The following is a 22,278-nucleotide window of genomic DNA, read 5'->3' as shown; positions in this document are numbered from 1 at the left end:
AACGCCAAAACTTCCGCCCAAAAGAAAAGGGTAGACCTTGCGGCCTCCCCTTGAATTCGTTGTCCTCTCGCACCGCTCGTGACGGTGGCTGCGATCGACCAGGAATGGTGACCTGGGCGGGCCCGGGCGCGGCGGACGGGATACCGTCGTTGGCGATGCGAAAGGCCCTCCTGGGGCGCCTTCGTTGGACAGCTCTACCGGGCTATCGAAGTTGAGTTCAGCTTACGCCCCTGCTGCCAGCAGCGGGTTGCGTTGTGCAGCTTCTTTCCCACCTCTTGCGCAATCCCTGGCCATAAACCTAGCATTGGGCGCAATCGGCTAGCGCAAGGCATGCAAAATGGACAAACTCGATCGCTTCGATCTGAAAATCTTGGCAGAACTGCAGCGCGACGCGCGCCTCTCCAACCAGGAACTGGCTGAACGCATCGGCCTGTCGCCCTCACCCTGCTCGCGACGGGTCAAGCAACTGGAAGACAGTGGCTACATCACCCGCCAGGTCGCCCTGCTGGATCGCAAGAAACTCGGGCTGTCATTGACCGCCTTCGTGCTGATCGGCATGGACAGGCACACCCCCGAGCGTTTCGAGAACTTCCAGGGGATCATTGCCCAGTGTCCCGAGGTGCTGGAGTGCTGCCTGGTCACCGGCATGGATGCGGATTATCAGCTCAAGGTGGTGGTGCCCGACATGGAGCACTATCAGCAGCTGCTGCTGGGCACCCTGACGCGCATCGAGGGGGTCTCCAGCGTGCGCTCGAGTTTCGTGCTCAACCAGATCCTGGCCAGCACCGAGCTACCGCTCAACCATCTGCGGCCCTGAGCGCGGTGCGGCCTCGGCACCCGGGGCAAGAAAGCGCGGCAGCACCAGCATGTGGGGTACGGCGAAGGCCGCCAGCACGGCGAACAGCGCCCGGATGCCGGTGCGCTCCTGCAGCACGAAGAGCAGGCCACCGGCCAGGGTGAAGACGGCCGCGCCCAGCAGGATCGGCCAGGTCAGCTGCAGATAGGCCGTGAAGGTAGGCGCCCCCAGCAGCCGCTGGCGTACCCCGGTCTGGGGTGCGGCATGCAGCAGGTAGAAGCCCAGGGCGAAACCGACCAGAGGTGGCGCCAGCACCACGGCCAGCAGCGTGGCCGCCAGCCAGGGACGGCGACGCTGCCAGGCGGCCAGCAGCAGCACCGGCAACGCCAGCGTCCCAGCCAGCACCAGCAGCCTGGCCAGCCACTCGGCCAATGCCGGAGCGGCATCCGGCCCCATGGCCAGCGCCAGTAGCCGGGCCACGGCCGTCTCGTGCAGCACCGCCGGACCACCCACGATGAATAGTCCCAGCGCCAGCGCACTGAGCCGATCGGCGAGGAGTTCGTCTTCATGGGCGAAATGCCAGATCGACAACAGCAGGAACAGCGGCAGCGCCAGCGTCCCCGCCAGTTGCCAGCAGAGCAGGCAGGCCAGAGCCGTCGCCAGGTAGCTGCCAAGAAAGGCGAGGCGCCGTGCGGAAGCGACCAGGCGTAGATCGCTGGCGCCATGCAGGAGCCCCAGCCCCAGGCCCACCAGCAGCGCGAAGGCCAGCTGCCCTGCCCCACCCGCCAGGCTGGCGAGCCCGGCGGCCGGCAGCAACAGCCATCCGCCGCGCCCGATGGCCGTCATGCTCAGACGCCAGACCGCGCCAGGGCCGTCTTGAGATTGCGCTCCGAGGTGAAGGCGTAGACCACCTTGGCCAGCACATCGAGAATCAGGAAGACCCAGACCGTGGCCGCATCACTCACCGCCCAGACACCCTCGGGTCCCACGGCGAAGACCACCGGATAGATCAGCCAGAGCACACTGAGAAAGCCGACGTTCTTGCGATAGGCCGCACCGATGGCGGCATGCTGCCCGGCCAGGGTCGCCAGCGGCTTCCACAGCAGATAGAGCACCCCGACGAAGGCCGCGCAGGACCAGGCGAAGAACACCCACTTGATGGTGCCGTAGGGCGCCAGAGAGGCGACCAGACCGGTCACGATCATCACCACGTCGAGAGTCACGATGGAGGCCACGAAACCGGCCTGGCCTTCCTGCTCGCGGGCACCTAGGTAGGCCGAGCTCACCACCCCGGCCAGCAGCAGCGGCGTGGTGAAGGTCCAGTCCAGGTAGCGGGCGACATAGGTGATGCTGCCGTCCGGCTTGATCAGGTTGCCGACCCCCAGGTACATGGCCAGATAGGCCGTGGCGGCGATGAAGGGCACGGCGGCATGGACCAGGGTATGGCCACGCAGCGGACCGCGGTGGGCGCCCTTGGCATAGATGGCCAGGGAGGCGAGCGACATGATGACGAAGCCGATCAGCAGAGGGGTGGGACTCATGGGGGTTCTCCAGGGGACGATAGGTGCGCACTGACGGGCCAGGCCCTCTGGAGTAGGGGTTTCTCGGCGACCGCTGCGCTTAAGGTAGAGAAGCCGCCGTGTGAGTTGGTTCAAAATGTTTCAGTGCTGTCAATTGGCTGTCGCCTTGACCCGGATCAAGACGCCGGCCCCCGCCCCCAGGCAGGCTGCGCCGCTTCATGCCCGCCCAGGAATCCGCATGCTGCCGGCCCAGAACGTGATGCTGAGCTACGGACGCTGCTGCGCCAGCCCCGCCTTCTTCGATGACTTCTACCAGCGCTTCCTGGCCAGTTCGCCCCGGGTGCAGGAGAAATTCGCCCGCACCGACATGGCTGCCCAGCAGTTGCTGCTGCGCCACGGCATCATGAACCTGGTCCTCGTCGCCCGCGGCATGCCCGCCACCCGGCTGCGCCAGCTCGGCGAAAGCCATTGCCGCGCCCGGCTGGACATCGACGCCGAACTCTACGGCCTCTGGGTCGACTGCCTGCTCGCCACCCTGGCCGAGCACGATGCCGACTTCTCTCCAGCGCTGCACCAGGAATGGCGGGAGGTGCTGGAAGCCGGGATCGCGGTGATGCGCAGCTACTACTGACCGGACTGGGCCCTGTTGGGCTGCGCTGCGCTCAACCTACGCCCCACCTGCACCGTACTCGCCCCAAACACCCCCTCTCCCTCAGGGAGAGGGCCGGGGTGAGGGCAAACCCAAGCGTCTGGATTTGGACAAGGCACCAGGAACCGCTGCAATCTTCCTGCTCTATCCTCACCTCCTGACCAGCAACCGGAGGCCCAGCCGTGCGCAAGATCGTCCAGATTCAGGTACTGCCTGCCGATGCGGAATCGGCGTCCAACCGGCTTTGCGCTCTTTGCGACGACGGTTCGCTGTGGTTGTGGGCTTCCAGGCCGCCGACGGCTGGCAACCGCTGCCGCCGATCCCTGCTGCCTCTCCCGATGCGGTCGCCGATACGGTCAACAAACCCGCCCAGGCGGGCGCCCGGTGGACAGCCGAAGACGACACCCAGCTCGCGCAACTCTGGTACGAGGCCTAACTGGATGTCGCCCGTATCGCCGCACAGGTCCAGCGCAGCGAGGGCGCCATCGTGTCGCGGCTGGTCAAGCTCGACTTCTTCGCCTCGAGCGAAGACGCCCGTGCCGCCAATCGCCTGCGCCGCAAGAAGCCGGCCGACTCGACACCGGACTAGGGCGAGCAAAGCGCCTGGCCGGGCAAGGCCGCTACTGCGCTGCGCTCATCAACAACCTCACAAACGCCTCCGCCTGCGGCGACACCTCGTCCCGGCGCCTGAGCAACCACACCGCCGAGGTCGCCTCGGGATCGTCCAGCTCGCGATACACCAGCCCTTCCATTTGGGTGCGCTGATAGGTGGCGGGTAGCACGGTGACGCCGAGGCCGGCGGCGACCAGGCCGAGGATGATGAGGACCTCGCTGGCCTCCTGGACGATGCGCGGGGTGAAGCCGGCGCGGGCGGCGAGGCTGTGGAGCTGTTGGTAGAGACCGGTGCCGAAGCTGCGCGGGAAGTAGACGAAGGGCTCTTCGGCGAGGGCGGCCAGGGGCAGCGGGCCGCTGCCCTGCTGCGCCAGGGGATGGTCGTGGCGCAGGGCGACAACCAGGGGTTCGCGGAAGAGTTCGACCGCCACCAGGGCGTCGGGCAATTCGATGGGGCGGATCAGGCCGATCTGCAGGTTGCCGGCGAGCATGGCGTCGATCTGTTCGCGACTGCTCATCTCCTGCAGTTGCAGGCGCACCTCGGGATAGGCGCGGCGGTAGGCAAACAGCGTCTTGGGGATGGTGGCGACGAAGGGCGAGGAGGCGCTGAAGCCCACCTGCAGTTGCCCGGTCTCGCCGCGGCCGGCGCGACGGACCCGTTCGGCGGCACGCTCGCTGGCCAGGAGGATCTGCCGGGCCTCGTCGAGAAACAGCCGGCCGGCCTCGGTCAGGGCGACGCGTCGGTTGGTGCGTTCCAGCAGGCGGGTGCCCAGTTCGCTTTCCAGGGCCTGGATCTGCTGGCTGAGCGGTGGCTGGGAGATGTTCAGGCGCTCGGCGGCGCGGCCGAAGTGCAGTTCTTCGGCGACCGCCACGAAATACCTCAGGTGGCGCAATTCCATACGTCTTCCATTGAGTCGTAGAACCTATCAATCGAGACGGACAATATATTGGATATATGGCAGCCACCAGCCTAGGGTGGTGAGATCAGACCTGCCCCGAGGTACCCGTGAACACGTCCCGGTCGTCCGCCACGCCATCCACCCCCACCCTGGCCACCCTGCCCGCCGCCAACGAAGCCCACCACGAACCGGACGTCTTCATCGAGAAGGGCACGCCGCAGTTCCTGCGCACCGCCCTGGCGCTGTTCTGCGGCGGCTTCGCCACCTTCGCCCTGCTCTATTGCGTGCAGCCGCTGATGCCGATCTTTTCCCAGGCCTTCGGCCTCACCGCCGCGGCCAGCAGTCTGTCGCTGTCCCTGGCCACCGGCCTCATGGCCTGCGGCCTGCTGGTGACCGGGCCGATCTCCGATGCCATCGGGCGCAAGTCGGTGATGGTCTATGCGCTGTTCGCCGCGGGCGCCTTCACCCTGCTCAGCGCCCTGATGCCCACCTGGGACGGCATCCTGGTGACCCGTGCGCTGGTCGGGCTGTCGCTGGCCGGGGTGGCGGCGGTGGCCATGACCTACCTGGCCGAGGAGGTGCACCCCGAGCACCTGGGCTATGCCATGGGCCTCTATATCAGTGGCAATGCCCTGGGCGGGATGTCCGGCCGGGTGATCAGCGGTGTCATGGTGGACTTCGTCTCCTGGCGCATCGCCCTCGGCGCCCTGGGGGTGCTGGCACTGGTGGCGGCGCTGCTGTTCAAGCGCAGCCTGCCGGCGTCGAAACGCTTCCAGCCACGGCCGCTGCGACCGCGCAGCCTGCTCGCCGGCTATGCCCTGCACTTTCGCGACGCCGGCCTGCCCTGGCTGTTCCTGGAGGCCTTCCTGCTGATGGGCGCCTTCGTCACCCTGTTCAACTACATCGCCTATCGCCTGCTGGCCGAGCCCTATCATCTCAGCCAGGCCTGGATCGGCGTCCTCTCGCTGGTCTATCTCGCCGGTATCTACAGCTCGGCCAAGTTCGGCAGCCTGGCCGATCGCTTCGGTCGGCGACAGGTGTTCGCCGCGGCCATCGTGCTCAAGCTCGGCGGCCTGCTGCTGACCCTGTTCACCCCGCTGTGGCTGGTACTGCCGGGGATGCTGCTGTTCACCTTCGGCTTCTTCGGCGCCCACTCGGTGGCCAGCAGCTGGGTGGGCCGCCGGGCGCGCCAGGCGCGAGGCCAGGCGTCGTCGCTCTATCTGTTCAGCTACTACGCCGGCTCCAGCGTGGCCGGGACCCTGGGCGGCTTCTGCTGGCACCTGGGTGGCTGGACCGGGGTCGGCCTGTTCATCGGCGCCCTGCTGCTGGCGGCCCTGGCCGTGGCGATTCGGCTGTCGCGATTGCAGCCGCTGCCGGCGGCCTGATCGCGGGCCGCGGCGGCTCCAGGCAGGAGGAAATTCCCCCTGGAGCCGCCGGGAAGGCCCTGATCGCGATAACCTTCAGCGACAGCTTCTCCTTTACCTTCATCCCTGTCCCGCAAATCGGGGTTGGCGCTGCCGCTCGTCGCACGGAGCGGCGTTTCACTCCCTGAAAAGGGGCTCTCTACCTCCCGCCACGCTAGCCTGTCTCTGGCTTGGCGGCGCGACTGTCACCTCTTCGCAAAGTTCAGACAAATGTTTGCCTAGGGTGGGAGCCGCTTGGATAATGCGCGCCGAACGCTGCAATACCCTGCTCATCAGGGATAGATGAAACGGCAAGCACGTAAGGCTCCGGGGTAGATTCGGCTGTGAACATGCACTTCCAGATTAGCGATTGGCGCGCCTGGGCACCTGGTCTTGGCGACCAGGACGCCTGGCGGCAGTGGTGCGCCGCGCCCTGGCGTCCGGCGGACGACGGCAGCCAGCCCGATGCCAGCTTCCTGCCGGCCATGCAGCGGCGCCGCCTGAGCCGGCTGGCGCGCATGACCTTCCAGGTCGCCTGGCCGCTGGCCGACGCCCATGGCGAGCCGCTGCCGCTGATCTTCGCCTCGCGCCATGGCGAGACCCCACGCACCCTGGCCATCCTCCAGGAACTGGCCCGCGGCGAGCCGCTCTCGCCGACTCAGTTCAGCCTCTCGGTGCACAACGCCATCATCGGCCAGTGGTCGATCCTGCGCGGCGACCACAGCGAGATGAACGCCCTGGCCACCGGTCGCGACGGCCTCGAACACGCCGTGCTGGAGGCCTGCACCCTGCTCGCCGAAGGCGCCAGCGGCGTGCTGGTGGTGATCGCCGAGGAGGCCCCGCCGACGCTCTATGCCCCCCAGATCGACGACGTCCCCTTTCCCTATGCCGTGGGCCTGCTGCTGACCCCGGGCGGCAGCCATGGCCTGAGCGGCGCGCCGGCGCCGGCGGAGGCCGCGCCCAGCGCCTGGCCCCATGCCCTGGAGTTGCTGCGCCTGCTGGAAGCGCCGGGCGCCCTGCATCTCGCCTATGCCGGGCGCGCCTGGCACTGGCGAGCGGAGGCCCGCGGGTGAACGGCCGCCTGGACTACGGCTACCGCCTGCTGGCCACGGGGCTCAACTTCGTGGTGTTCGGCTGCGGCGCCCTGGTCTTTCGCCTGCTGATCCTGCCGCTCCTGCTGGTGCTGCCGGGCACTCCCCTGCGCCGCCGCCAGCGCGCGCGGCGGGCCAATGCCCGGCTGTTCCGCTTCTTCGTCGCCTTCATGGTGCTGACCCGGGTGATGAATCTGCGCATCCAGGGCCGCGAGCGCCTGGGGCGTCCGGGCCAGTTGATCATCGCCAACCACCCCTCGCTGATCGACGTGGTGGTGCTCATCGGCCTGGTGCCCGACGCCAATTGCGTGGTCAAGCAGGGCCTCTGGCAGAACCCGTATCTCAAGCGGCAGATCCAGGCCGCCGGCTACATCAGCAACAACGGCAGCGCCGAGATGCTCGACGAAGCCGCCGACGCCCTGCGCGACGGCCAGACGCTGATCATCTTTCCCGAAGGCACCCGCACCACCCCCGGCGAGCCGCCGCGCTTCCATCGCGGCGCCGCGGCCATCGCCCTGCGCGGCGCCCGCTGCATCACCCCGGTGATCATCCGCGTGGTGCCCAGCACCCTGACCAAGGCCACGCCCTGGTATCGCATTCCCGCGCGGCGCTTCGACTTCCAGCTGGACGTCGGCGCCGACATCGATCCCTCCACCTTCGCCGGACGGCCATTGCCGCTGGCGTCGCGTGAACTCAACGACCAGCTACACCAGCTCTACCTGAAGGAAACCGGCAACCATGACTGATCTCAATCTCGAGCTCAAAGGCCTGATCATCGAGGCACTCGGCCTCGAGGACGTCACCGTCGACGACATCGGCGACGACCAGATCCTGTTCGGCGACGGCCTGGGTCTGGATTCGGTGGACGCCCTGGAGCTGGGCCTGGCGATCCAGAAGCGCTACGGCATCCGCATCGACGCCGAAGCCAAGGACACCCGCACCCATTTCGCCAGCGTCAACGCCCTTGCGGCCTTTGTCGCCGCCCAGCGCGCCGCCTGAGGAGATCGCCATGCAAAGCCGTGAAGCCATCTTCGAGACCCTGCGCAGCGCCCTGGTCGAACTCTTCGAACTGGAGCCCGAGCGGGTGACCCTGGAGGCCAACCTCTACGAGGACCTGGAGATCGACAGCATCGACGCCGTCGACCTGATCGACCACCTGCGCCGCCAGACCGGCCACAAGATCGCCGCCGAGCAATTCCGCCAGGTGCGCACCGTGGGCGACGTGGTCGAGGCCGTCCATCGCATCAGCCAGGCGGACGCCTGATCCGCCGCTTATGAGTGCCCTGCCTTCCCGCTCTCCCCTGGGCCTGGTCGCCAGTGCCCTGCTGCTCCTGCTCGGCCTGGCCTATCCCTTCGCCGTCTACTTCGGCCTGCAGCACCTCTCGCCGCGCCTCTTCGCCGCCGGCCTCGGCGCCCTCTGGGGCCTGCGCCTGCTGCAACCCGGTCTCAACGGCCTGCAGCGCGGCACCGCCCTGGTCGCCCTGGGCTTCTGCCTGCTGCTGGCCCTGAGCGACGCCGCCGTCTTGCTGCGCTGGTATCCGGTGCTACTCAGCCTCTTCCTGCTGGCGGTGTTCGGCCTGAGCCTGCTGCGCGGCCAGCCGCTGATCGAGCGCCTGGCGCGGCTGCGCGAACCCGAGTTGCCGCCGCGCGCGGTGCGCTATACCCGCCGGGTGACCCAGGTCTGGTGCCTGTTCTTTCTGGGCAATGCGCTGACCGCCGCCGGCCTGGCGCTGTGGGCGCCGCTGGCCTGGTGGACGCTCTATACCGGCTTCATCGCCTATGGCCTGATGGGCCTGCTGTTCGCCGGCGAATGGCTGGTCCGCCAGCGCGTGCGGAGGCTGCCATGACCTTTACCCCCCTGGCCGAATTGCTCGCGCCCGCGAGTCCGCTGGACCTGGTGCTCAGGCAGCGCGCCCTGCAGCTGGCGGCCGCCTTCCAGAACGCCGGTCTCAGGCGCCTGGCCTTGCACCTGGACGATGCCGAAGACCTGGCCTGCGCCCTGCTCGGCGCCTGGCGCGCCGGGATCGAGGTGATCCTGCCGGCGGATGCCCAGCCCGCCACCCGCGCGCGCCTGGCGCCGACGCTCGATGCCTGGCTCGACGACCTCGACGGCTGGACCGCGGCCGAACCCCTGACGCCCGCCCGGCTCGATCTGCAGGCGCCGCTGCTGACCCTGAGCACCTCGGGCTCCAGCGGTGAACCCAAACTCATCGCCAAGCAGCTGTTCCAGCTGGCCAACGAGGTCGCCGCCCTGGAGCGCCTCTGGGGCGCGTCCCTTGGCGCGGCGACCGTCCTTGGCAGCGTCTCCACCCAGCACATCTATGGCCTGCTGTTTCGCGTGCTCTGGCCGCTCTGCGCCGGGCGGCCCTTCGCCCGCCAGGCGCTGCCCTTCACCGAGGAATTGCAGCGCGAGACCGCCGCCCTGTCGCGCCAGGGCCGGCGCGCGGTGTGGATCAGCAGTCCGGCATTGCTCAAGCGCCTGGGCGAGAATCTCGACGATGCCGTCCTCGGCCAGGTGGTGCAGGTATTCTCTTCTGGCGGCGTGCTGCCAGGCGCGGCCGCCAAGGCCTGTCAGCAACGCTTCGGTCGTTATCCCACCGAGGTCTATGGCAGCTCCGAGACCGGCGGCATCGCCTGGCGGAGAGGCCCGCAACCCTGGCAGGCCTTTGCCGACATCGAGCTGGGCCAGGATGCCGAGGGCGCCCTCTGGCTGACCTCGCCCTACCTGCCCCAGGGCATGCGCGAGCAGACCATGGACGACGTGCGCCTGCTGGGCGACGGCCGCTTCGAGTTGCTCGGCCGCCTGGATCGCATCGTCAAGCTGGAAGAGAAACGCATCGCCCTGCCAGCCCTCGAAGCGCGGCTGCTCGGCCATCCCGCCATCGCCGATGTCCGCCTGGGCGTGGTGCAGCAGGGCCGCGCCCTGCTCGGCGCCCTGGTCGCCCTGAGCGAGCGCGGTCTGCACCAGCTGCGCAACGGCGGTCGCCGCGCCCTGGTGGCCGAGCTGCGCGAATACCTGGTCGGCCATTGCGAGGCCATCGCCCTGCCGCGCCGCTGGCGCCTGCTGCTGGCGCTGCCCTATAGCGCCCAGGGCAAACTGGCCCAGGCCGAGGTGGAGCGCCTGCTGGCCCAGCCCCGGCCGGTGGAGATCGAGCCCCTCAGTGTCGAGCAGACCGCAGATGGCTGGCGGCTGGAGCTGGAAGTCGCGCCGGACCTGGCGTTCTTTTCCGGCCACTTCCCCACGGCGCCGGTGGTGCCCGGAGTGGTCCAGGTGGGCTGGGCCCAGCGCCTGGCGCGCCAGCACCTGGCCCTACCGGCGGACTTCGCCGGGATGGAGGTGCTGAAATTCCAGCAGCTGCTGCGCCCCGGCGATCGGGTGACCCTGACCTTCCATTTCGACGCCAGCCGCAACAAGTTGCACTTCGCCTTTCGCCAGGGCACGGCGGCCTGCTCGTCCGGGCGCATCCTGCTCAAGGAGGCGCGGTCTTGAGCTTTCGTGCCTGCGCGGTGATCCCGGTGTTCGACCACGAGCACGCTCTGCCGCTGGTGGTCCAGGCGCTGCGCCAGCGCGCCCTGCCCTGCGTGCTGGTGGACGACGCTTCCAGCCCCGCCTGCGCCCAGGTGATGGACGAGCTGGCCACGCAACCCAACATCCATCTGCTGCGCCTGCCGGTCAACCAGGGCAAGGGCGGCGCGGTGATGGCCGGCCTCGCCGAGGCGCAGCGCCTGGGCTTCAGCCATGCGCTGCAGGTGGACGCCGACGGCCAGCACGACCTGGCCGACGTGACCGCATTTCTCGCCGAGGCCCAGGCTTATCCAGACGCGCTGATCTGCGGCTATCCGCAATTCGACGACTCGGTGCCCAAGGGCCGGCTCTATGCCCGCTACCTCACCCATGTCTGGGTCTGGATCAACAGCCTGTCGCTGGAGATCCGCGACAGCATGTGCGGCTTTCGCGTCTATCCGCTGGCACCGACCCTGGCGGTGATCCGCGCCGGCGGCCTGGGCAAGCGCATGGATTTCGATCCGGAGATCCTGGTGCGTCTGGCCTGGCGCGAGCAGCCCATGCGCTGGCGCCCGACCCGGGTGCACTATCCGCTGGATGGCCGCTCGCACTTTCGCCTCTGGCAGGACAACGTACTGATCTCGCGCATGCACACCCGGCTGTTCTTCGGCATGCTGCTGCGTGCGCCGCGCCTGCTCTGGCGCCGGGTGCGCGGATGAGCGGCCACTGGGCGCAGCAGCGCGAGCGCGGCAGCCCCGTGCTGATGCGCCTCACCGCCTGGCTGGCGCGGCACCTGGGCCGCCGCGCCATCGCCCCGCTGCTGCGGTTGATCGTGCTGTACTTCTTTCTGTTCGGCGCCCGCGCCCGCCGTGGCATCCGCGAGTACCAGCAGCGCCTGGCCGACTGGAGCGGCCGTCCCGAGCTGCAGCCCAGCTGGCGCAGCGGCTATGCCCAGTTCATGGCCTTCGCCGAAGCCCTGCTGGACAAGCTCGATGCCTGGAACGGCCGTCTCGGCCTGGATCAGGTGCAGTTGCACGACCCGGATCAGGTGCACAGCCGCATGCACGGGCCGCGCGGCGAGATCCTGGTCACCGCCCACCTGGGCAACCTCGAAGTCTGTCGCGCCCTGGCCCAGCTTGGGCGGCGGGTACGCCTCAACGTGCTGGTGCACACCCGCCACGCCGAGGCCTTCAATCGCCTGCTGGAAGAAGCCGGCGCCAGCGACCTGCGGCTGATCCAGGTCAGCGAGCTGGACCCGGCGGTGATGCTGCAGCTGAGCGAGCGCCTGGAGCGCGGCGAGTGGCTGGCCATCGCCGGCGACCGGGTGCCGCTGCATGGCGGGCGCACCGTGACGGTGGATTTTCTCGGCGCCCCGGCACCCTTCCCCCAGGGGCCTTGGCTGCTGGCCCACCTGCTGCGCTGCCCGACCAACCTGCTGTTCTGCCTGCGCGAAGCCGACGGCTACCACCTCTACCTGGAAGACTTCGCCCCGGCGCCAAGCTGGCGCCGCCAGGAGCGCGCCGCCGGCATCCAGGGCCTGGCCCAGGCCTATGCCGAGCGCCTCGCCGCCCATTGCCTCAAGGCGCCGCGGCAGTGGTTCAACTTCTATCCCTTCTGGAGTCGCGATGAACGCTAGTGTTCGCTTTGGTAGCCAGGCCCTCGCCCTCGAAGACCTGGTCGCCCTGGCCGAGGGCCGGGCCCGGGCCGACCTGCAGGACGATGCGGCCTTTCGCGACGGCATCGCCCGCGGCGCGCGCTTCGTCGAGTCGCTGCTGGCCCGCGAGGGCTCGGTCTACGGCATCACCACCGGCTATGGCGACTCCTGCGTGGTCGCCGTGCCCCTCGCCCAGGTCGAGGCGTTGCCACGCCAGCTCTATACCTTCCACGGCTGCGGCCTAGGGCGCCACCTGGATCCGGCGGCGACCCGCGCGGTGCTGGCGGCGCGGCTGCAGTCGCTGTGCCAGGGGGTTTCCGGGGTGCGCGTCGAATTGCTCGAACGCCTCACCGCCTTCCTGCGCGAAGACATCCTGCCGCTGATCCCCGAAGAGGGCTCGGTGGGCGCCAGTGGCGATCTCACCCCGCTGTCCTACGTCGCCGCCGCCCTCTGCGGCGAGCGTCAGGTGCTCTGGCGCAACGAAATACGGGACGCCGCCGAGGTCCACGCCGAACTGGGCTGGACGCCCCTGGTGCTCCGGCCCAAGGAAGCCCTGGCCTTGATGAACGGCACCGCGGTGATGACCGGCCTGGCCTGCCTGGCCTTCTCCCGCGCCGAATACCTGCTGCGCCTGGCCACCCGCATCACTGCCCTCAACGTGGTGGCCCTGGCCGGCAATCCCGAGCACTTCGACCAGCGCCTGTTCGCCGCCAAGCCCCATCCGGGCCAGGGCCAGGTGGCCGCCTGGCTGCGCGCGGACCTGGCCGCCGAAGGCCCGGCCGCGCCGCTGCACCGCCTGCAGGACAGGTATTCGCTGCGCTGCGCGCCCCATGTGCTGGGGGTGCTGGCCGACAGCCTGCCCTGGCTGCGCCAGTTCATCGAGACCGAACTCAACAGCGCCAACGACAATCCGCTGATCGACGCCGAGGACGAGCGGGTGCTGCACGGCGGCCACTTCTATGGCGGCCACATCGCCTGCGCCATGGACAGCCTCAAGACCCTGGTGGCCAACGTCGCCGACCTGCTCGACCGCCAGCTCGCCCTGCTGGTGGACGCGCGCTACAACCACGGCCTGCCGGGCAATCTCTCCGGCGCACCGGCCGAACGCGCCATGCTCAACCACGGCTTCAAGGCGGTGCAGATCGGCGCCAGCGCCTGGACCGCTGAGGCGCTCAAGGGCACCCTGCCGGCCAGCGTCTTTTCCCGCTCCACCGAATGCCACAACCAGGACAAGGTCAGCATGGGCACCATCGCCGCCCGCGATGCACTGCGCGTGCTGGAGCTCACCGAACAGGTGGCCGCCGCCACCCTGCTGGCTGCCCAGCAGGGCGTCTGGCTCAGGCGCCAGCAGGGCGTGGAGCCGCCCGCACCGCTGGCCGCCATGCACCGCGACCTGGGCGAGGCCTTTGCGCCGCTGATCGAAGACCGCGCCCTGGAGGCCGAATTGCGCCAGACCCTGACCCTGATCCGCGCCCGCCACTGGAGGCTCTATGCGTAAGACCGGTGCCCTGCAGGTCGAGGTGGAGATGCAGATCCCCTTCTTCGACGTCGACATGATGGAAATCGCCTGGCACGGCCATTACGTCAAATACCTGGAAGTGGCGCGCTGCGCCCTGCTCGACCGCCTGGGCCACAACTACCTGCAGATGCGCGAATCCGGCTATGGCTGGCCGGTGATCGACCTGCAGATCCGCTACATCCGTCCCCTGCTGTTCCAGCAGCGCGTGCGGGTAAAGGCCGATCTGGTGGAGTGGGAGAACCGCCTCAAGCTCAACTACCTGATCAGCGATGCCGCCACCGGCGAGCGCCTGACCCGCGCCAGCACCGTGCAGGTGGCCGTGGACATGGCCAGCCGCGAGATGCAGCTGGCTTCGCCCAGGGTCTTCATCGACGCCGTGGAGAGGGCCCTGGCATGCGCAAGCTGATCGCTCTGCTGCTCATCCTCGCCGCCCCCCTGGCCCAGGCCTTCGATCTCGACGACCTGGCCACCCAGCTGGCGCGTCCGGCCGCGGTCGCGGGCAGCTTCGTCCAGCAACGCTATCTGCGCGCCCTGCCGCAGCCGCTCACCAGCAGCGGCCACTTCACCCTGGCCCGCGGCCTGGGCCTGCTCTGGCGGCTGGAGAAGCCGCTGACCCAGACCTATCGCATCACCCCCGGCGCCATCGCCAAAGAGACCCCCGCCGGCTGGACGCCGCTGCCCGGCAGCGACCTGGCCGCGCGCCAGAGTGCGCTGTTCCTCGCCGTGCTCGGCGGCGATCGCAGCGGCCTGGAGCGCGACTTCGAACTGGCCCTGAGCGGTGACGCCGGCCACTGGCAACTGCGCCTGACCCCGCGCGGCGCCCTGCTCAAGCAGGTGTTCGACGGCATCCTCATCCAGGGTGGTGAGCTGGTGGAGCAGGTGGAGATCCGCGAGACCCAGGGCGATCGCAGCCTGCTCAGGCTCGACGGCCAGGCCCGCGACGCCCTCTCCGCCGACCAGCGCGCGGCCTTCCAGTGATCCGCCTGCAGCGCCCCTTCCTGCTATTCCTCTTCGCCCTGCTGGCGCTCAGCGCCTGGCAGTGGCGGCACGGTCCGCCGGTGGCCGCCGATCTGCTGGCGCTGCTGCCCCAGGGCGCCGGTGATGCCCTGACCCTGCAGGCCGAGGCGCGCATGGCCGAGCCGCTCAATCGCGAGGTGCTGCTGCTGGTGGGCCATCCCCAGCGCGAGCGACTGCCGGCCCTGGCCGAGCGCCTGGGCCAGGCCTGGTCGCGGGAGCCGCTGTTCGAAAGGGTGCAGTGGCAACTCACCCCTGACCTGCCCGGCCTGCGCCAGCAACTTCTGGCCAATCGCCTGGCGCTGGCACCGGGGCCAGCGCGCGACGAGCTGATCAAGACGCCCGACGCCTATCTGCAAGCCCGCGCCGCGGCCCTCTTCGAGCCCTTCGCCGGCGCCGGCGCCCTGCCCCTGGAAGAGGACTGGCTCGGCCTCGGCCTGCTGCTGCAGCGCCAGCTCACCCCGGCCAGCAAAGTGCAATTCGACGCCGGCAGCGGCCTGCTGCTGACCCAGGGCGACGGCCTGAGCTGGGCGCTGATTCGTGCTCGCACCCGCGCAGATGCCTTCGACTTCGATGCCCCGCCGCGGGTGGAAGCCCTGATCGAGGCCGCGCGCCGCGAGGTGGTGGCCGACGGCGGTCAGTTGCTGGCCGCCAGCGGCCTGAGATACGCCGCCGCCGGCCAGGCCACCGCCAGTCGCGAGATGTCACTGATCGGCGGCCTCGCCACCTTCGGTACCCTGGCCCTGCTGCTGGGGCTGTTCCGCCGCTGGCGGGTGCTGCTCAGCCTCTTGGCGGTGGGCGTGGCCCTCTTGGCCGGCAGCGCCGCCTGCGTGCTGCTCTTCGGCCAGATCAACGCCCTCACCCTGATCCTCGGCGCCAGCCTGACCGGGGTGGCCGCCGATTATCCGCTGCACTATCTCAGCAAGAGCTGGAAGAGCGGTCCCTGGGACGCCACGGCCATCCTGCGTGAGACCCTGCCCGGTCTGTCCCTCAGCCTGGCCACCAACCTGCTCGGTTATCTGGCGCTGGCCTGCACGCCCTTTCCGGCGCTGACCCAGGTGGCGGTGTTTTCCGCCGCCGGCCTGATCGGCGCCTACCTCACCACCGTCTGCCTGCTGCCAGCCTGGTGGCAGCGCCTGGACCTGGCACCGCCCGCCGCGCCCCTGCGCGTCATGCAACGCCTGCTCGAGCTGCGCCTGCGCCTGCTGGCGCGCACCGGCAGCCTGCCGCTGCTCTTGGCCCTGCTGGCCTTTTGCGGCGCCGGTGTCTGGCAGCTGCACCTGCAGAACGACCTGCGCCTCTGGCTCGGCCAGGACCCGACATTGACCCGCGAAGCCCAGGCCATCGCCCGCCTCACCGGCCTGCAACCCACCAGCCAGTTCTTCCTGGTGCGTGGCGCCGATGCCGACCAGGTGCTGGAGCGCCAGACCGCCCTGGGCCAGCGCCTCGACGCCCTCGTCAGCGCCGGCCAGCTGCAGGGCTATCGCGCCCTCAGCGGTCTGCTCGCTCCCGCCGCGGCCCAGGCCGAATTGCGCCAGGCCCTGGCCGGCTGGGGCGAGCGCCTGCAACCGCTGCTGGCCGTGGGCATCCCGGCGGAGGCGCTGGAGGCCGAGCTCAAGCAACTGCAGCAGCTGCCCGACCTTAACCTGGACCAGGCGCTGGCCGGCCCCCTGGGCGAACCCTGGCGCCCACTCTGGCTGGGCCGCACGACCGAGGGCGGCGCGGCCGGCCTGGTCAGTCTGCAAGGCCTGGGCAATGCCCAGGTACTACAGACAGTGGCTGCGGGCCTGCCCGGCGTGCAACTGGTGGATCGCCTGGGCGAATTGCGCGGACTGTTCGTCCACACCCAGCGCCTGGCGGTGGAACTCAAGCTGCTGGCCTCGGGCGCCATCTTCCTCCTGCTGCTGTGGGCCTTTGGCCGCCGCGCGGCGCTGCGCATCGTCTGCCTGCCGCTGCTGGCGGCCCTGGCGGCCCTGGCCTGCCTGGGCTGGCTGGGTCAGCCGCTGACCCTGTTCAGCCTCTTCGCCCTGCTGCTCATCACCGCCATCGGCGTGGACTACGCCATCCTCATGCACGAGGCCATCGGCGGGGCGGCGGTCAGTCTGCTCGGCGGCCTGCTGTCCGGCGTCGGCAGCTGGCTGTCCTTTGGCCTGCTGATGCTCAGCAGCACCCCGGCCATCGCCAACTTCGGCCTGGCCATCAGCCTGGGCCTGGTGTTCAGCTTTCTGCTGGCGCCCTGGGCCTCGCCCCCCGTCTCCCACGAAAAGGACCTTCGTCATGGTTGAACATCATCCCCTGATCGTCATCGGTGCCGGCCCGGCGGGCGCCGTGGTCGCCGCCCTGCTCAAGCGCCGCGGCCATCCGGTGCTGGTCTTGGAAGCCCAGCACTTTCCGCGCTTTTCCATCGGCGAGAGCCTGCTCTCCCACAGCCTGGACTTCGTCGAGGAAGCCGGGATGCTGCCCGCGGTCGAGGCCGCCGGCTTCCAGACCAAGATTGGCGCGGCCTTCGCCTGGGGCGAGCGCTACACCGACTTCGACTTCCGCGACACCTATAGTGGTGGCCGCAGCACCTTCCAGGTCCAGCGCGGCCCCTTCGACAAGATCCTTGCCGACGACGCCGCGCGCCAGGGGGTTACGATCCGCTACGGTCAGCGCGTAACCGCCGTGACCCTGGGTAAAGACGGCGAAAGGACCCGGCTCGAGGTGCAGGGCGACGACGGCCAAGCCTATGCGCTGACCACCGACTTCCTGCTCGACGCCAGCGGCTACGGCCGGGTGCTGCCCCGCCTGCTGGATCTGGAGGCGCCTTCGGACTTCCCTATGCGCCGCGCCCTTTTCACCCATGTCGAGGATCGCATCGACGAGCCCGGCTTCGACCGCCAGCGCATCCTCATCACCACCCATCCGACCCTGCGCGACGTCTGGTTCTGGACCATTCCCTTCAGCGACGGCCGCACCTCGATCGGGGTGGTCGCCGCCGCCGAGCGCTATGCCGGACGCGCCGCCGATCTCGCCACCTGTCTGCGCGACTGGGTGGCCGAGACCCCGAGCCTGGCCCGGGTGCTGCACAATGCGGTCTGGGATACGCCGGTGCGCGAACTGGGTGGCTACGCCGCCAACGTCAAGCGCCTGCACGGCCCCGGCTTCGCCCTGCTGGGCAACGCCGCCGAGTTTCTCGATCCGGTGTTTTCCTCGGGCGTGACCATCGCCCTGCGTTCGGCCAGTCTGGCCGCACCGCTGGTGGATCGCCAGCTGCGCGGCGAGTCGGTGGACTGGGAGGCCGAATTCGCCCGGCCGCTCAAGGCGGGCGTCGATACGTTCCGTGCCTATGTGGAGGGCTGGTACGATGGCAGCTTCCAGGACGTCATCTATTTCGAACACGCCGATCCCGAGATCAAGCGCATGATCTGCGCCATTCTCGCCGGCTACGCCTGGGACGTTCGCAACCCCTTCGTCAAGGAGCCCCGGCGGCGCCTGCGCCTGCTCGTCGAGCTCTGTCAGCTGAATTCGGCCCATCCTGCATGACCCTGCCTCGTCCGTTCGTCTTCGCGCTGGCCTGCCTGCTGCTGCTCGCCGCCTGCGCCAGCCAGCCGCCGCTGCCCAGCAGTCCGCCGCCGCTGGCGCGTGCCCTGGTCTACCAGGTGGAGCGCCAGACCGCCGAGGGCAGCGACGCCCTGCTGCTGGCCATCCAGCCGGAAGGCGCCGCCCTGCGCTTTTCGCTGTTCGATCCCCTTGGCGTGCCCCAGGCGCGCCAGCAACTGATCGACGGCGCCTGGCACGCCGACGGCCTCCTGCCGCCCAATCCCAGGGCGCGCACCTTCTTCAGCGTGCTGCTGTTCGCCCTGACCCCGACCGACCAGTTGCCACGGGCCTATGCCGCGGGCGACTGGCAGAGGGCCGCCGACGGCAGCCGCAGCCTCAAGGACTGGCAGGTGCGCTATCCCGCCGCCGACCGCCTGGAGCTGCAGGCGCCGGATGGGTCCAGCTATCGCCTGACGCTCTTGCCGGAGTCCACGCCTTGAGCGCCTACCTGAATGCCCTGGGCCTGCTCTGCGCCCTGGGCCAGGGCAAGGCCGAGGTGGCCCGTGGCCTGTTCGCCGGTGATACGGCCGGCATGCAGCCTACCCCGGGCTGGATTCCCGAGCGCCAGCCGCCGGTGGGTACCGTCACCGCGCCGCTGCCAGCCTGGCCGCTGGAGTGGACACCTTTTTTCAGCCGCAACAACCAGCTGCTGCTGGCGGCCCTGACCGAGATCGAACCCCAGGTGCGCCAGGCCATCGAGCGCCACGGTTCGGCGCGTATCGGCGTGGTGCTGGGCACCAGCACCTCGGGCATCCACGAGGCCAGCCTGGGCATCGCCGTGCACCAGCGCAGCGGCCAGTTGCCCGAGGGCTATCAGTACGCCCAGCAGGAACTGGTGGCGCCGGCGGATTTCCTCGCCCGCTACCTGGGCCTGAGCGGCCCCTGCTACGGCCTTTCCACCGCCTGCACCAGCAGCGCCCGCGCCCTGCTCAGCGCCCGGCGGCTGCTGGTCCAGGGGCATTGCGACGCCGTGCTCTGCGGCGGTGTCGACAGCCTCTGCGGCCTGACCCTGAACGGCTTCGCCGCCCTCGAAGCGGTCAGCGAATCGCTGTGCAATCCCTTCTCGGTCAATCGCTGCGGCATCAACATCGGCGAGGGGGCGGCGCTGTTCCTGCTGACTCGCGAACCCGGCCCCATCGCCCTGCTCGGCGGCGGCGCCAGTTCCGATGCCCACCATATCTCCGCCCCCGATCCCAGCGGGCGCGGCGCCGTCCAGGCCATGCAGGCGGCCCTGCGCGCCAGCGGCCTGCAACCGGGGGACATCGGCTATCTCAACCTGCACGGCACCGCCACGCCGCACAACGACGCCATGGAAAGCCAGGCCACCCACCAGGTGTTTCCGGCCGGGGTGCCCTGCTCCTCCACCAAGCCGCTGACCGGCCATACCCTCGGCGCCGCCGGCGCCCTGGAAGCCGCCTTCGCCTGGCTGACCCTGGACCCGCGGCTCAATCCCGCCGGCCAGTTGCCGCCGCAGCGCTGGGACGGCCAGGCCGATCCGGCCCTGCCACGGCTGGCGCTGACGGATGCCGACAGCCGCCTGGACGGTCGCCGCCACGCCATGAGCAACAGCTTCGCCTTTGGCGGCAGCAACGTCAGCCTCATCCTCGGAGCCACGCCATGATCCCCTGGACCCTCGCCGAGCTGGTGCCCCACGCCGGCGACATGCTGCTGATCGACGAGATCCTCGCCTGCGACGAGAGCGGCATCGAGACCCGCCTGGTGGTCAGGCCCGGCCTCTTCACCGATGCCGCGGGCGCCCTACCGGCCTGGATCGGCGTGGAACTGATGGCCCAGAGCGTGGCCGCCTTCGCCGGCTGCCAGGCGCGCCGTCGCGGTGAGGCCCCGGCCCTGGGCTTTCTGCTCGGCACCCGCCAGTTCGCCTGCGACGTGCCGGCCTTTCCCGCTGTTGGCGAATTACGCATCCGCGCCCAGCCGGCGCTGGAAAACGACGATGGCATGGCCATCTTCGACTGCCACCTGCAGGGCCCTGGCTGCCAGGCCAGCGCCCGCCTGAACGTCTACCGTCCACCCCAGGTGGATCTGTACCTAGAGGAGCCCGCGCCATGAGCGTCGCCCCCGCTCCGGTCCTGGTGACCGGTTCCAGCCGCGGCCTGGGCCGCGCCATCGCCCTGCGCCTGGCCGCCGCCGGCCATGACCTGGTGCTGCACTGCCGCAGCCGCCGCGAGGAAGCCGAGGCCGTGCGCGCCGAGGTCGAGGCCCTGGGTCGCAGCGCCCGGGTGCTGCAATTCGACGTCGGCGACCGCGCCGCCTGCGCCGCCATCCTGGAGGCCGACACCGAGGCCCACGGTGGCTACTACGGGGTGGTCTGTAACGCCGGCCTGACCCGCGACGGCGCCTTTCCGGCGCTGACCGGCGAAGACTGGGACCTGGTCCTGCGCACCAACCTCGACGGCTTCTACAACGTGCTGCACCCGGTGGTCATGCCGATGATTCGCCGCCGCGCGCCGGGGCGCATCGTCTGCATCACCTCGGTCTCCGGACTGATCGGCAATCGCGGCCAGGTCAACTACAGCGCCTCCAAGGCCGGCCTGATCGGCGCCGCCAAGGCCCTGGCCGTGGAGCTGGCCAAGCGCAAGATCACCGTCAACTGCGTGGCCCCGGGGCTGATCGACACCGAGATCCTCGACGAGCACGTCCCCGTGGAGAAGATCCTCGAGATGATCCCGGCCGGGCGCATGGGCACCCCCGAGGAGGTGGCCCACGCCGTGGCCTTCCTGCTCGCCCCCGAGGCCGGCTACATCACCCGCCAGGTGCTGGCGGTCAACGGAGGACTGTGCTGATGAGCGCGCGCCGCGTCGTGATCACCGGGATGGCCGGCGTCACCGCCCTGGGCAGTGACTGGCCGACCATCCGCGACCATTTCCTCGCCGGCCACAGCGGCATCCGCCGCATGGACGCCTGGGATCGCTATACCGAGATGAACACCCGCCTGGGCGGCCCCATCGTCGACTTCCAGGTGCCGGGCCACTGGACCCGCAAGCAGTTGCGCAGCATGGGGCGGGTGTCCCAGCTGGCGGTAGCCGCCGGCGAGCGCGCCCTGGCCGATGCGGGACTGCTGGACGACGCCCGCATCACCGACGGTCGCATGGGCGTGGCCTGCGGCTCCTCCACCGGCAGCACCGACGACATCAAGGCCCTGGCCAACATGCTGCTCAGCGACGCCGCGGTGGGCCTCAACGCCAATACCTATGTGCGCATGATGCCGCACACGGCGGCCGCCAACCTGAGTCTGTTCTTTGGTCTCAAGGGCCGCTTGATCCCCACCTCCAGCGCCTGCACCAGCGGCAGCCAGGGCATCGGCTACGCCTACGAGGCCATCAAGTTCGGGCGCCTGCCGCTGATGCTGGCCGGCGGCGCCGAAGAACTCTGTCCCAGCGAGGCCATGGTCTTCGACACCCTCTATGCCACCAGCCTGCGCAACGACGCGCCCCAGACCTCGCCGCGTCCCTACGACCGCAGTCGCGACGGGCTGGTGATCGGCGAAGGCGCCGGCCTCTTGGTGCTGGAGGAGCTGGAACACGCCCAGGCGCGAGGTGCGCGTATCCACGCCGAGATCGTCGGCTTCGGCAGCAACGCCGATGGCCAGCACTCCACCCGTCCCGAGCAGGCCACCATGCAGCGCGCCATGGAGCTGGCCCTGGAAGACGCCGGGCTGACCCCGGACGCCATCGGCTACGTCAACGGCCACGGCACCGCCACCGAACAGGGCGACATCGCCGAGACCCGCGCCACCCAGGCGCTGTTCGGCGCCCGCATGCCCATCAGCTCGCAGAAGAGCTACCTGGGCCATACCCTGGGTGCCTGCGGCGCCCTGGAATCCTGGTTCAGCATCGCCATGATGAACGAGGAGCTGTTCGTGCCTACCCTCAACCTCGACGAACTGGATCCCCAGTGCGGCGAGCTGGACTATCTGCGTGGCGGGCCACGCGCGCTGCGCACGGACCATGTGATGAACAACAATTTCGCCTTTGGCGGGGTGAACACCTCGCTGATCTTCCGCCGCTGGTCCTGAT

General features: G+C 69.6%; 25 protein-coding genes. 22 read left to right on the top strand and 3 right to left on the bottom strand.

Features of this window, described 5'->3' with window-relative positions:
• Window positions 1–337 precede the first annotated feature (337 nt).
• A complete protein-coding gene (locus DBY63_RS23235; protein WP_007161040.1) occupies window positions 338–817 on the top strand; it encodes an Lrp/AsnC family transcriptional regulator in 480 nt (159 codons plus the stop codon).
• On the opposite strand, the gene DBY63_RS23230 is transcribed toward DBY63_RS23235, so the two are convergent.
• Complete coding sequence (locus tag DBY63_RS23230; RefSeq protein WP_077171458.1) at window positions 791–1,642, bottom strand: beta-carotene 15,15'-dioxygenase, Brp/Blh family; 852 nt, start codon at window positions 1,640–1,642, stop codon at window positions 791–793. The two genes, DBY63_RS23235 and DBY63_RS23230, sit on opposite strands and share 27 nt — an antisense overlap.
• 2 nt (window positions 1,643–1,644) lie before the next feature.
• A complete protein-coding gene (locus tag DBY63_RS23225; RefSeq protein WP_027599977.1) occupies window positions 1,645–2,337 on the bottom strand; it encodes a bacteriorhodopsin in 693 nt (230 codons plus the stop codon).
• A gap of 217 nt (window positions 2,338–2,554) precedes the next feature.
• Here DBY63_RS23225 and DBY63_RS23220 point away from each other — a divergent pair, with 217 nt between their 5' ends.
• Together DBY63_RS23220 and DBY63_RS24930 are read left to right on the top strand one after the other, a co-directional pair.
• On the top strand, window positions 2,555–2,947 hold the full coding sequence (locus tag DBY63_RS23220; protein WP_108582937.1) for a globin domain-containing protein: 393 nt from the start codon (window positions 2,555–2,557) through the stop codon (window positions 2,945–2,947).
• 289 nt (window positions 2,948–3,236) lie between these two features.
• Window positions 3,237–3,401 carry a hypothetical protein gene (locus DBY63_RS24930; protein WP_158541742.1) on the top strand — a complete coding sequence of 55 codons (165 nt, stop codon included), beginning with the start codon at window positions 3,237–3,239 and terminating at the stop codon, window positions 3,399–3,401.
• Window positions 3,402–3,585: 184 nt separating this feature from the next.
• Here DBY63_RS24930 and DBY63_RS23215 read toward each other — a convergent pair whose 3' ends face one another.
• On the bottom strand, window positions 3,586–4,476 hold the full coding sequence (locus DBY63_RS23215; RefSeq protein WP_108582936.1) for a LysR substrate-binding domain-containing protein: 891 nt from the start codon (window positions 4,474–4,476) through the stop codon (window positions 3,586–3,588).
• Window positions 4,477–4,625: 149 nt separating this feature from the next.
• On the opposite strand from DBY63_RS23215, the gene DBY63_RS23210 reads away from it, so the two are divergent.
• The 19 genes from DBY63_RS23210 to DBY63_RS23120 all read left to right on the top strand — a co-directional run bounded on the left by DBY63_RS23210 (window position 4,626) and on the right by DBY63_RS23120 (window position 22,277).
• The gene (locus tag DBY63_RS23210) at window positions 4,626–5,861 is read left to right on the top strand and encodes an MFS transporter (RefSeq protein ID WP_256594512.1); all 1,236 of its coding nucleotides are present in this window, start codon (window positions 4,626–4,628) and stop codon (window positions 5,859–5,861) included.
• A 368-nt stretch (window positions 5,862–6,229) separates the two neighbouring features.
• Window positions 6,230–6,952: a beta-ketoacyl synthase chain length factor gene (locus DBY63_RS23205; RefSeq protein ID WP_108582939.1), complete on the top strand. Its 723-nt coding sequence runs from the start codon at window positions 6,230–6,232 to the stop codon at window positions 6,950–6,952.
• The gene (locus DBY63_RS23200; protein WP_074584799.1) at window positions 6,949–7,716 is read left to right on the top strand and encodes a lysophospholipid acyltransferase family protein; all 768 of its coding nucleotides are present in this window, start codon (window positions 6,949–6,951) and stop codon (window positions 7,714–7,716) included. Before DBY63_RS23205 ends, DBY63_RS23200 begins: the two co-directional genes overlap by 4 nt.
• Complete coding sequence (locus tag DBY63_RS23195) at window positions 7,709–7,969, top strand: phosphopantetheine-binding protein (protein ID WP_027599970.1); 261 nt, start codon at window positions 7,709–7,711, stop codon at window positions 7,967–7,969. Before DBY63_RS23200 ends, DBY63_RS23195 begins: the two co-directional genes overlap by 8 nt.
• Window positions 7,970–7,979: 10 nt before the next feature.
• Window positions 7,980–8,234: an acyl carrier protein gene (locus tag DBY63_RS23190; protein WP_027599969.1), complete on the top strand. Its 255-nt coding sequence runs from the start codon at window positions 7,980–7,982 to the stop codon at window positions 8,232–8,234.
• 10 nt (window positions 8,235–8,244) lie between these two features.
• A complete protein-coding gene (locus tag DBY63_RS23185; protein ID WP_108582934.1) occupies window positions 8,245–8,817 on the top strand; it encodes a hypothetical protein in 573 nt (190 codons plus the stop codon).
• Window positions 8,814–10,460, top strand: a complete 1,647-nt coding sequence (locus tag DBY63_RS23180) for an AMP-binding protein (protein ID WP_108582933.1) — start codon at window positions 8,814–8,816, stop codon at window positions 10,458–10,460. Before DBY63_RS23185 ends, DBY63_RS23180 begins: the two co-directional genes overlap by 4 nt.
• Complete coding sequence (locus DBY63_RS23175; RefSeq protein WP_108582932.1) at window positions 10,457–11,194, top strand: glycosyltransferase family 2 protein; 738 nt, start codon at window positions 10,457–10,459, stop codon at window positions 11,192–11,194. The genes DBY63_RS23180 and DBY63_RS23175 overlap by 4 nt, the downstream gene beginning before the upstream one ends.
• Window positions 11,191–12,111 carry a glycosyl transferase gene (locus DBY63_RS23170; protein WP_108582931.1) on the top strand — a complete coding sequence of 307 codons (921 nt, stop codon included), beginning with the start codon at window positions 11,191–11,193 and terminating at the stop codon, window positions 12,109–12,111. Before DBY63_RS23175 ends, DBY63_RS23170 begins: the two co-directional genes overlap by 4 nt.
• The gene (locus DBY63_RS23165) at window positions 12,101–13,627 is read left to right on the top strand and encodes an aromatic amino acid ammonia-lyase (protein WP_108582930.1); all 1,527 of its coding nucleotides are present in this window, start codon (window positions 12,101–12,103) and stop codon (window positions 13,625–13,627) included. Before DBY63_RS23170 ends, DBY63_RS23165 begins: the two co-directional genes overlap by 11 nt.
• Window positions 13,620–14,054 carry an acyl-CoA thioesterase gene (locus DBY63_RS23160; RefSeq protein ID WP_007161056.1) on the top strand — a complete coding sequence of 145 codons (435 nt, stop codon included), beginning with the start codon at window positions 13,620–13,622 and terminating at the stop codon, window positions 14,052–14,054. Before DBY63_RS23165 ends, DBY63_RS23160 begins: the two co-directional genes overlap by 8 nt.
• Window positions 14,042–14,626 (top strand): outer membrane lipoprotein carrier protein LolA, encoded by a 585-nt coding sequence (locus DBY63_RS23155; protein ID WP_108582929.1) that lies wholly within the window; start codon window positions 14,042–14,044, stop codon window positions 14,624–14,626. Before DBY63_RS23160 ends, DBY63_RS23155 begins: the two co-directional genes overlap by 13 nt.
• A complete protein-coding gene (locus DBY63_RS23150) occupies window positions 14,623–16,947 on the top strand; it encodes a hypothetical protein (RefSeq protein ID WP_108582928.1) in 2,325 nt (774 codons plus the stop codon). Before DBY63_RS23155 ends, DBY63_RS23150 begins: the two co-directional genes overlap by 4 nt.
• Entirely contained in the window at window positions 16,940–18,187 is a 1,248-nt protein-coding gene (locus DBY63_RS23145; RefSeq protein ID WP_108582927.1) for a tryptophan 7-halogenase, read from the top strand. The genes DBY63_RS23150 and DBY63_RS23145 overlap by 8 nt, the downstream gene beginning before the upstream one ends.
• The gene (locus tag DBY63_RS23140; protein ID WP_108582926.1) at window positions 18,184–18,684 is read left to right on the top strand and encodes a hypothetical protein; all 501 of its coding nucleotides are present in this window, start codon (window positions 18,184–18,186) and stop codon (window positions 18,682–18,684) included. Before DBY63_RS23145 ends, DBY63_RS23140 begins: the two co-directional genes overlap by 4 nt.
• Entirely contained in the window at window positions 18,681–19,865 is a 1,185-nt protein-coding gene (locus DBY63_RS23135; protein WP_108582925.1) for a beta-ketoacyl-[acyl-carrier-protein] synthase family protein, read from the top strand. Before DBY63_RS23140 ends, DBY63_RS23135 begins: the two co-directional genes overlap by 4 nt.
• Complete coding sequence (locus DBY63_RS23130; protein ID WP_108582924.1) at window positions 19,862–20,311, top strand: 3-hydroxylacyl-ACP dehydratase; 450 nt, start codon at window positions 19,862–19,864, stop codon at window positions 20,309–20,311. The genes DBY63_RS23135 and DBY63_RS23130 overlap by 4 nt, the downstream gene beginning before the upstream one ends.
• Window positions 20,308–21,045: a 3-oxoacyl-ACP reductase FabG gene (gene fabG, locus DBY63_RS23125; protein ID WP_108582923.1), complete on the top strand. Its 738-nt coding sequence runs from the start codon at window positions 20,308–20,310 to the stop codon at window positions 21,043–21,045. Before DBY63_RS23130 ends, fabG begins: the two co-directional genes overlap by 4 nt.
• Entirely contained in the window at window positions 21,045–22,277 is a 1,233-nt protein-coding gene (locus DBY63_RS23120; protein ID WP_042137474.1) for a beta-ketoacyl-ACP synthase, read from the top strand. Before fabG ends, DBY63_RS23120 begins: the two co-directional genes overlap by 1 nt.
• The last annotated feature ends 1 nt before the right edge of the window (window position 22,278 follow it).

This window comes from Pseudomonas sp. RIT411 (assembly GCF_003057735.2).
Lineage (GTDB): Bacteria > Pseudomonadota > Gammaproteobacteria > Pseudomonadales > Pseudomonadaceae > Chryseomonas > Chryseomonas oryzihabitans.
The sequence above is the reverse complement of the archived record's forward strand: the minus strand, read 5'-3'. Positions and strand labels throughout refer to the sequence as shown.

Coding starts and splice junctions, on each gene's coding strand:
- DBY63_RS23225 (WP_027599977.1), bottom strand. CDS start 2,337: ATGAGTCCCACCCCTCTGCTGATCGGCTTCGTCATCATGTCGCTCGCC.
- DBY63_RS23215 (WP_108582936.1), bottom strand. CDS start 4,476: ATGGAATTGCGCCACCTGAGGTATTTCGTGGCGGTCGCCGAAGAACTG.
- DBY63_RS23165 (WP_108582930.1), top strand. CDS start 12,101: ATGAACGCTAGTGTTCGCTTTGGTAGCCAGGCCCTCGCCCTCGAAGAC.
- DBY63_RS23155 (WP_108582929.1), top strand. CDS start 14,042: ATGCGCAAGCTGATCGCTCTGCTGCTCATCCTCGCCGCCCCCCTGGCC.
- DBY63_RS23230 (WP_077171458.1), bottom strand. CDS start 1,642: ATGACGGCCATCGGGCGCGGCGGATGGCTGTTGCTGCCGGCCGCCGGG.
- DBY63_RS23140 (WP_108582926.1), top strand. CDS start 18,184: ATGACCCTGCCTCGTCCGTTCGTCTTCGCGCTGGCCTGCCTGCTGCTG.
- DBY63_RS23145 (WP_108582927.1), top strand. CDS start 16,940: ATGGTTGAACATCATCCCCTGATCGTCATCGGTGCCGGCCCGGCGGGC.
- DBY63_RS23160 (WP_007161056.1), top strand. CDS start 13,620: ATGCGTAAGACCGGTGCCCTGCAGGTCGAGGTGGAGATGCAGATCCCC.
- DBY63_RS23180 (WP_108582933.1), top strand. CDS start 8,814: ATGACCTTTACCCCCCTGGCCGAATTGCTCGCGCCCGCGAGTCCGCTG.
- DBY63_RS23205 (WP_108582939.1), top strand. CDS start 6,230: ATGCACTTCCAGATTAGCGATTGGCGCGCCTGGGCACCTGGTCTTGGC.
- DBY63_RS23130 (WP_108582924.1), top strand. CDS start 19,862: ATGATCCCCTGGACCCTCGCCGAGCTGGTGCCCCACGCCGGCGACATG.
- DBY63_RS23235 (WP_007161040.1), top strand. CDS start 338: ATGGACAAACTCGATCGCTTCGATCTGAAAATCTTGGCAGAACTGCAG.
- DBY63_RS23190 (WP_027599969.1), top strand. CDS start 7,980: ATGCAAAGCCGTGAAGCCATCTTCGAGACCCTGCGCAGCGCCCTGGTC.
- fabG (WP_108582923.1), top strand. CDS start 20,308: ATGAGCGTCGCCCCCGCTCCGGTCCTGGTGACCGGTTCCAGCCGCGGC.
- DBY63_RS23170 (WP_108582931.1), top strand. CDS start 11,191: ATGAGCGGCCACTGGGCGCAGCAGCGCGAGCGCGGCAGCCCCGTGCTG.
- DBY63_RS23120 (WP_042137474.1), top strand. CDS start 21,045: ATGAGCGCGCGCCGCGTCGTGATCACCGGGATGGCCGGCGTCACCGCC.
- DBY63_RS23185 (WP_108582934.1), top strand. CDS start 8,245: ATGAGTGCCCTGCCTTCCCGCTCTCCCCTGGGCCTGGTCGCCAGTGCC.
- DBY63_RS23220 (WP_108582937.1), top strand. CDS start 2,555: ATGCTGCCGGCCCAGAACGTGATGCTGAGCTACGGACGCTGCTGCGCC.
- DBY63_RS23195 (WP_027599970.1), top strand. CDS start 7,709: ATGACTGATCTCAATCTCGAGCTCAAAGGCCTGATCATCGAGGCACTC.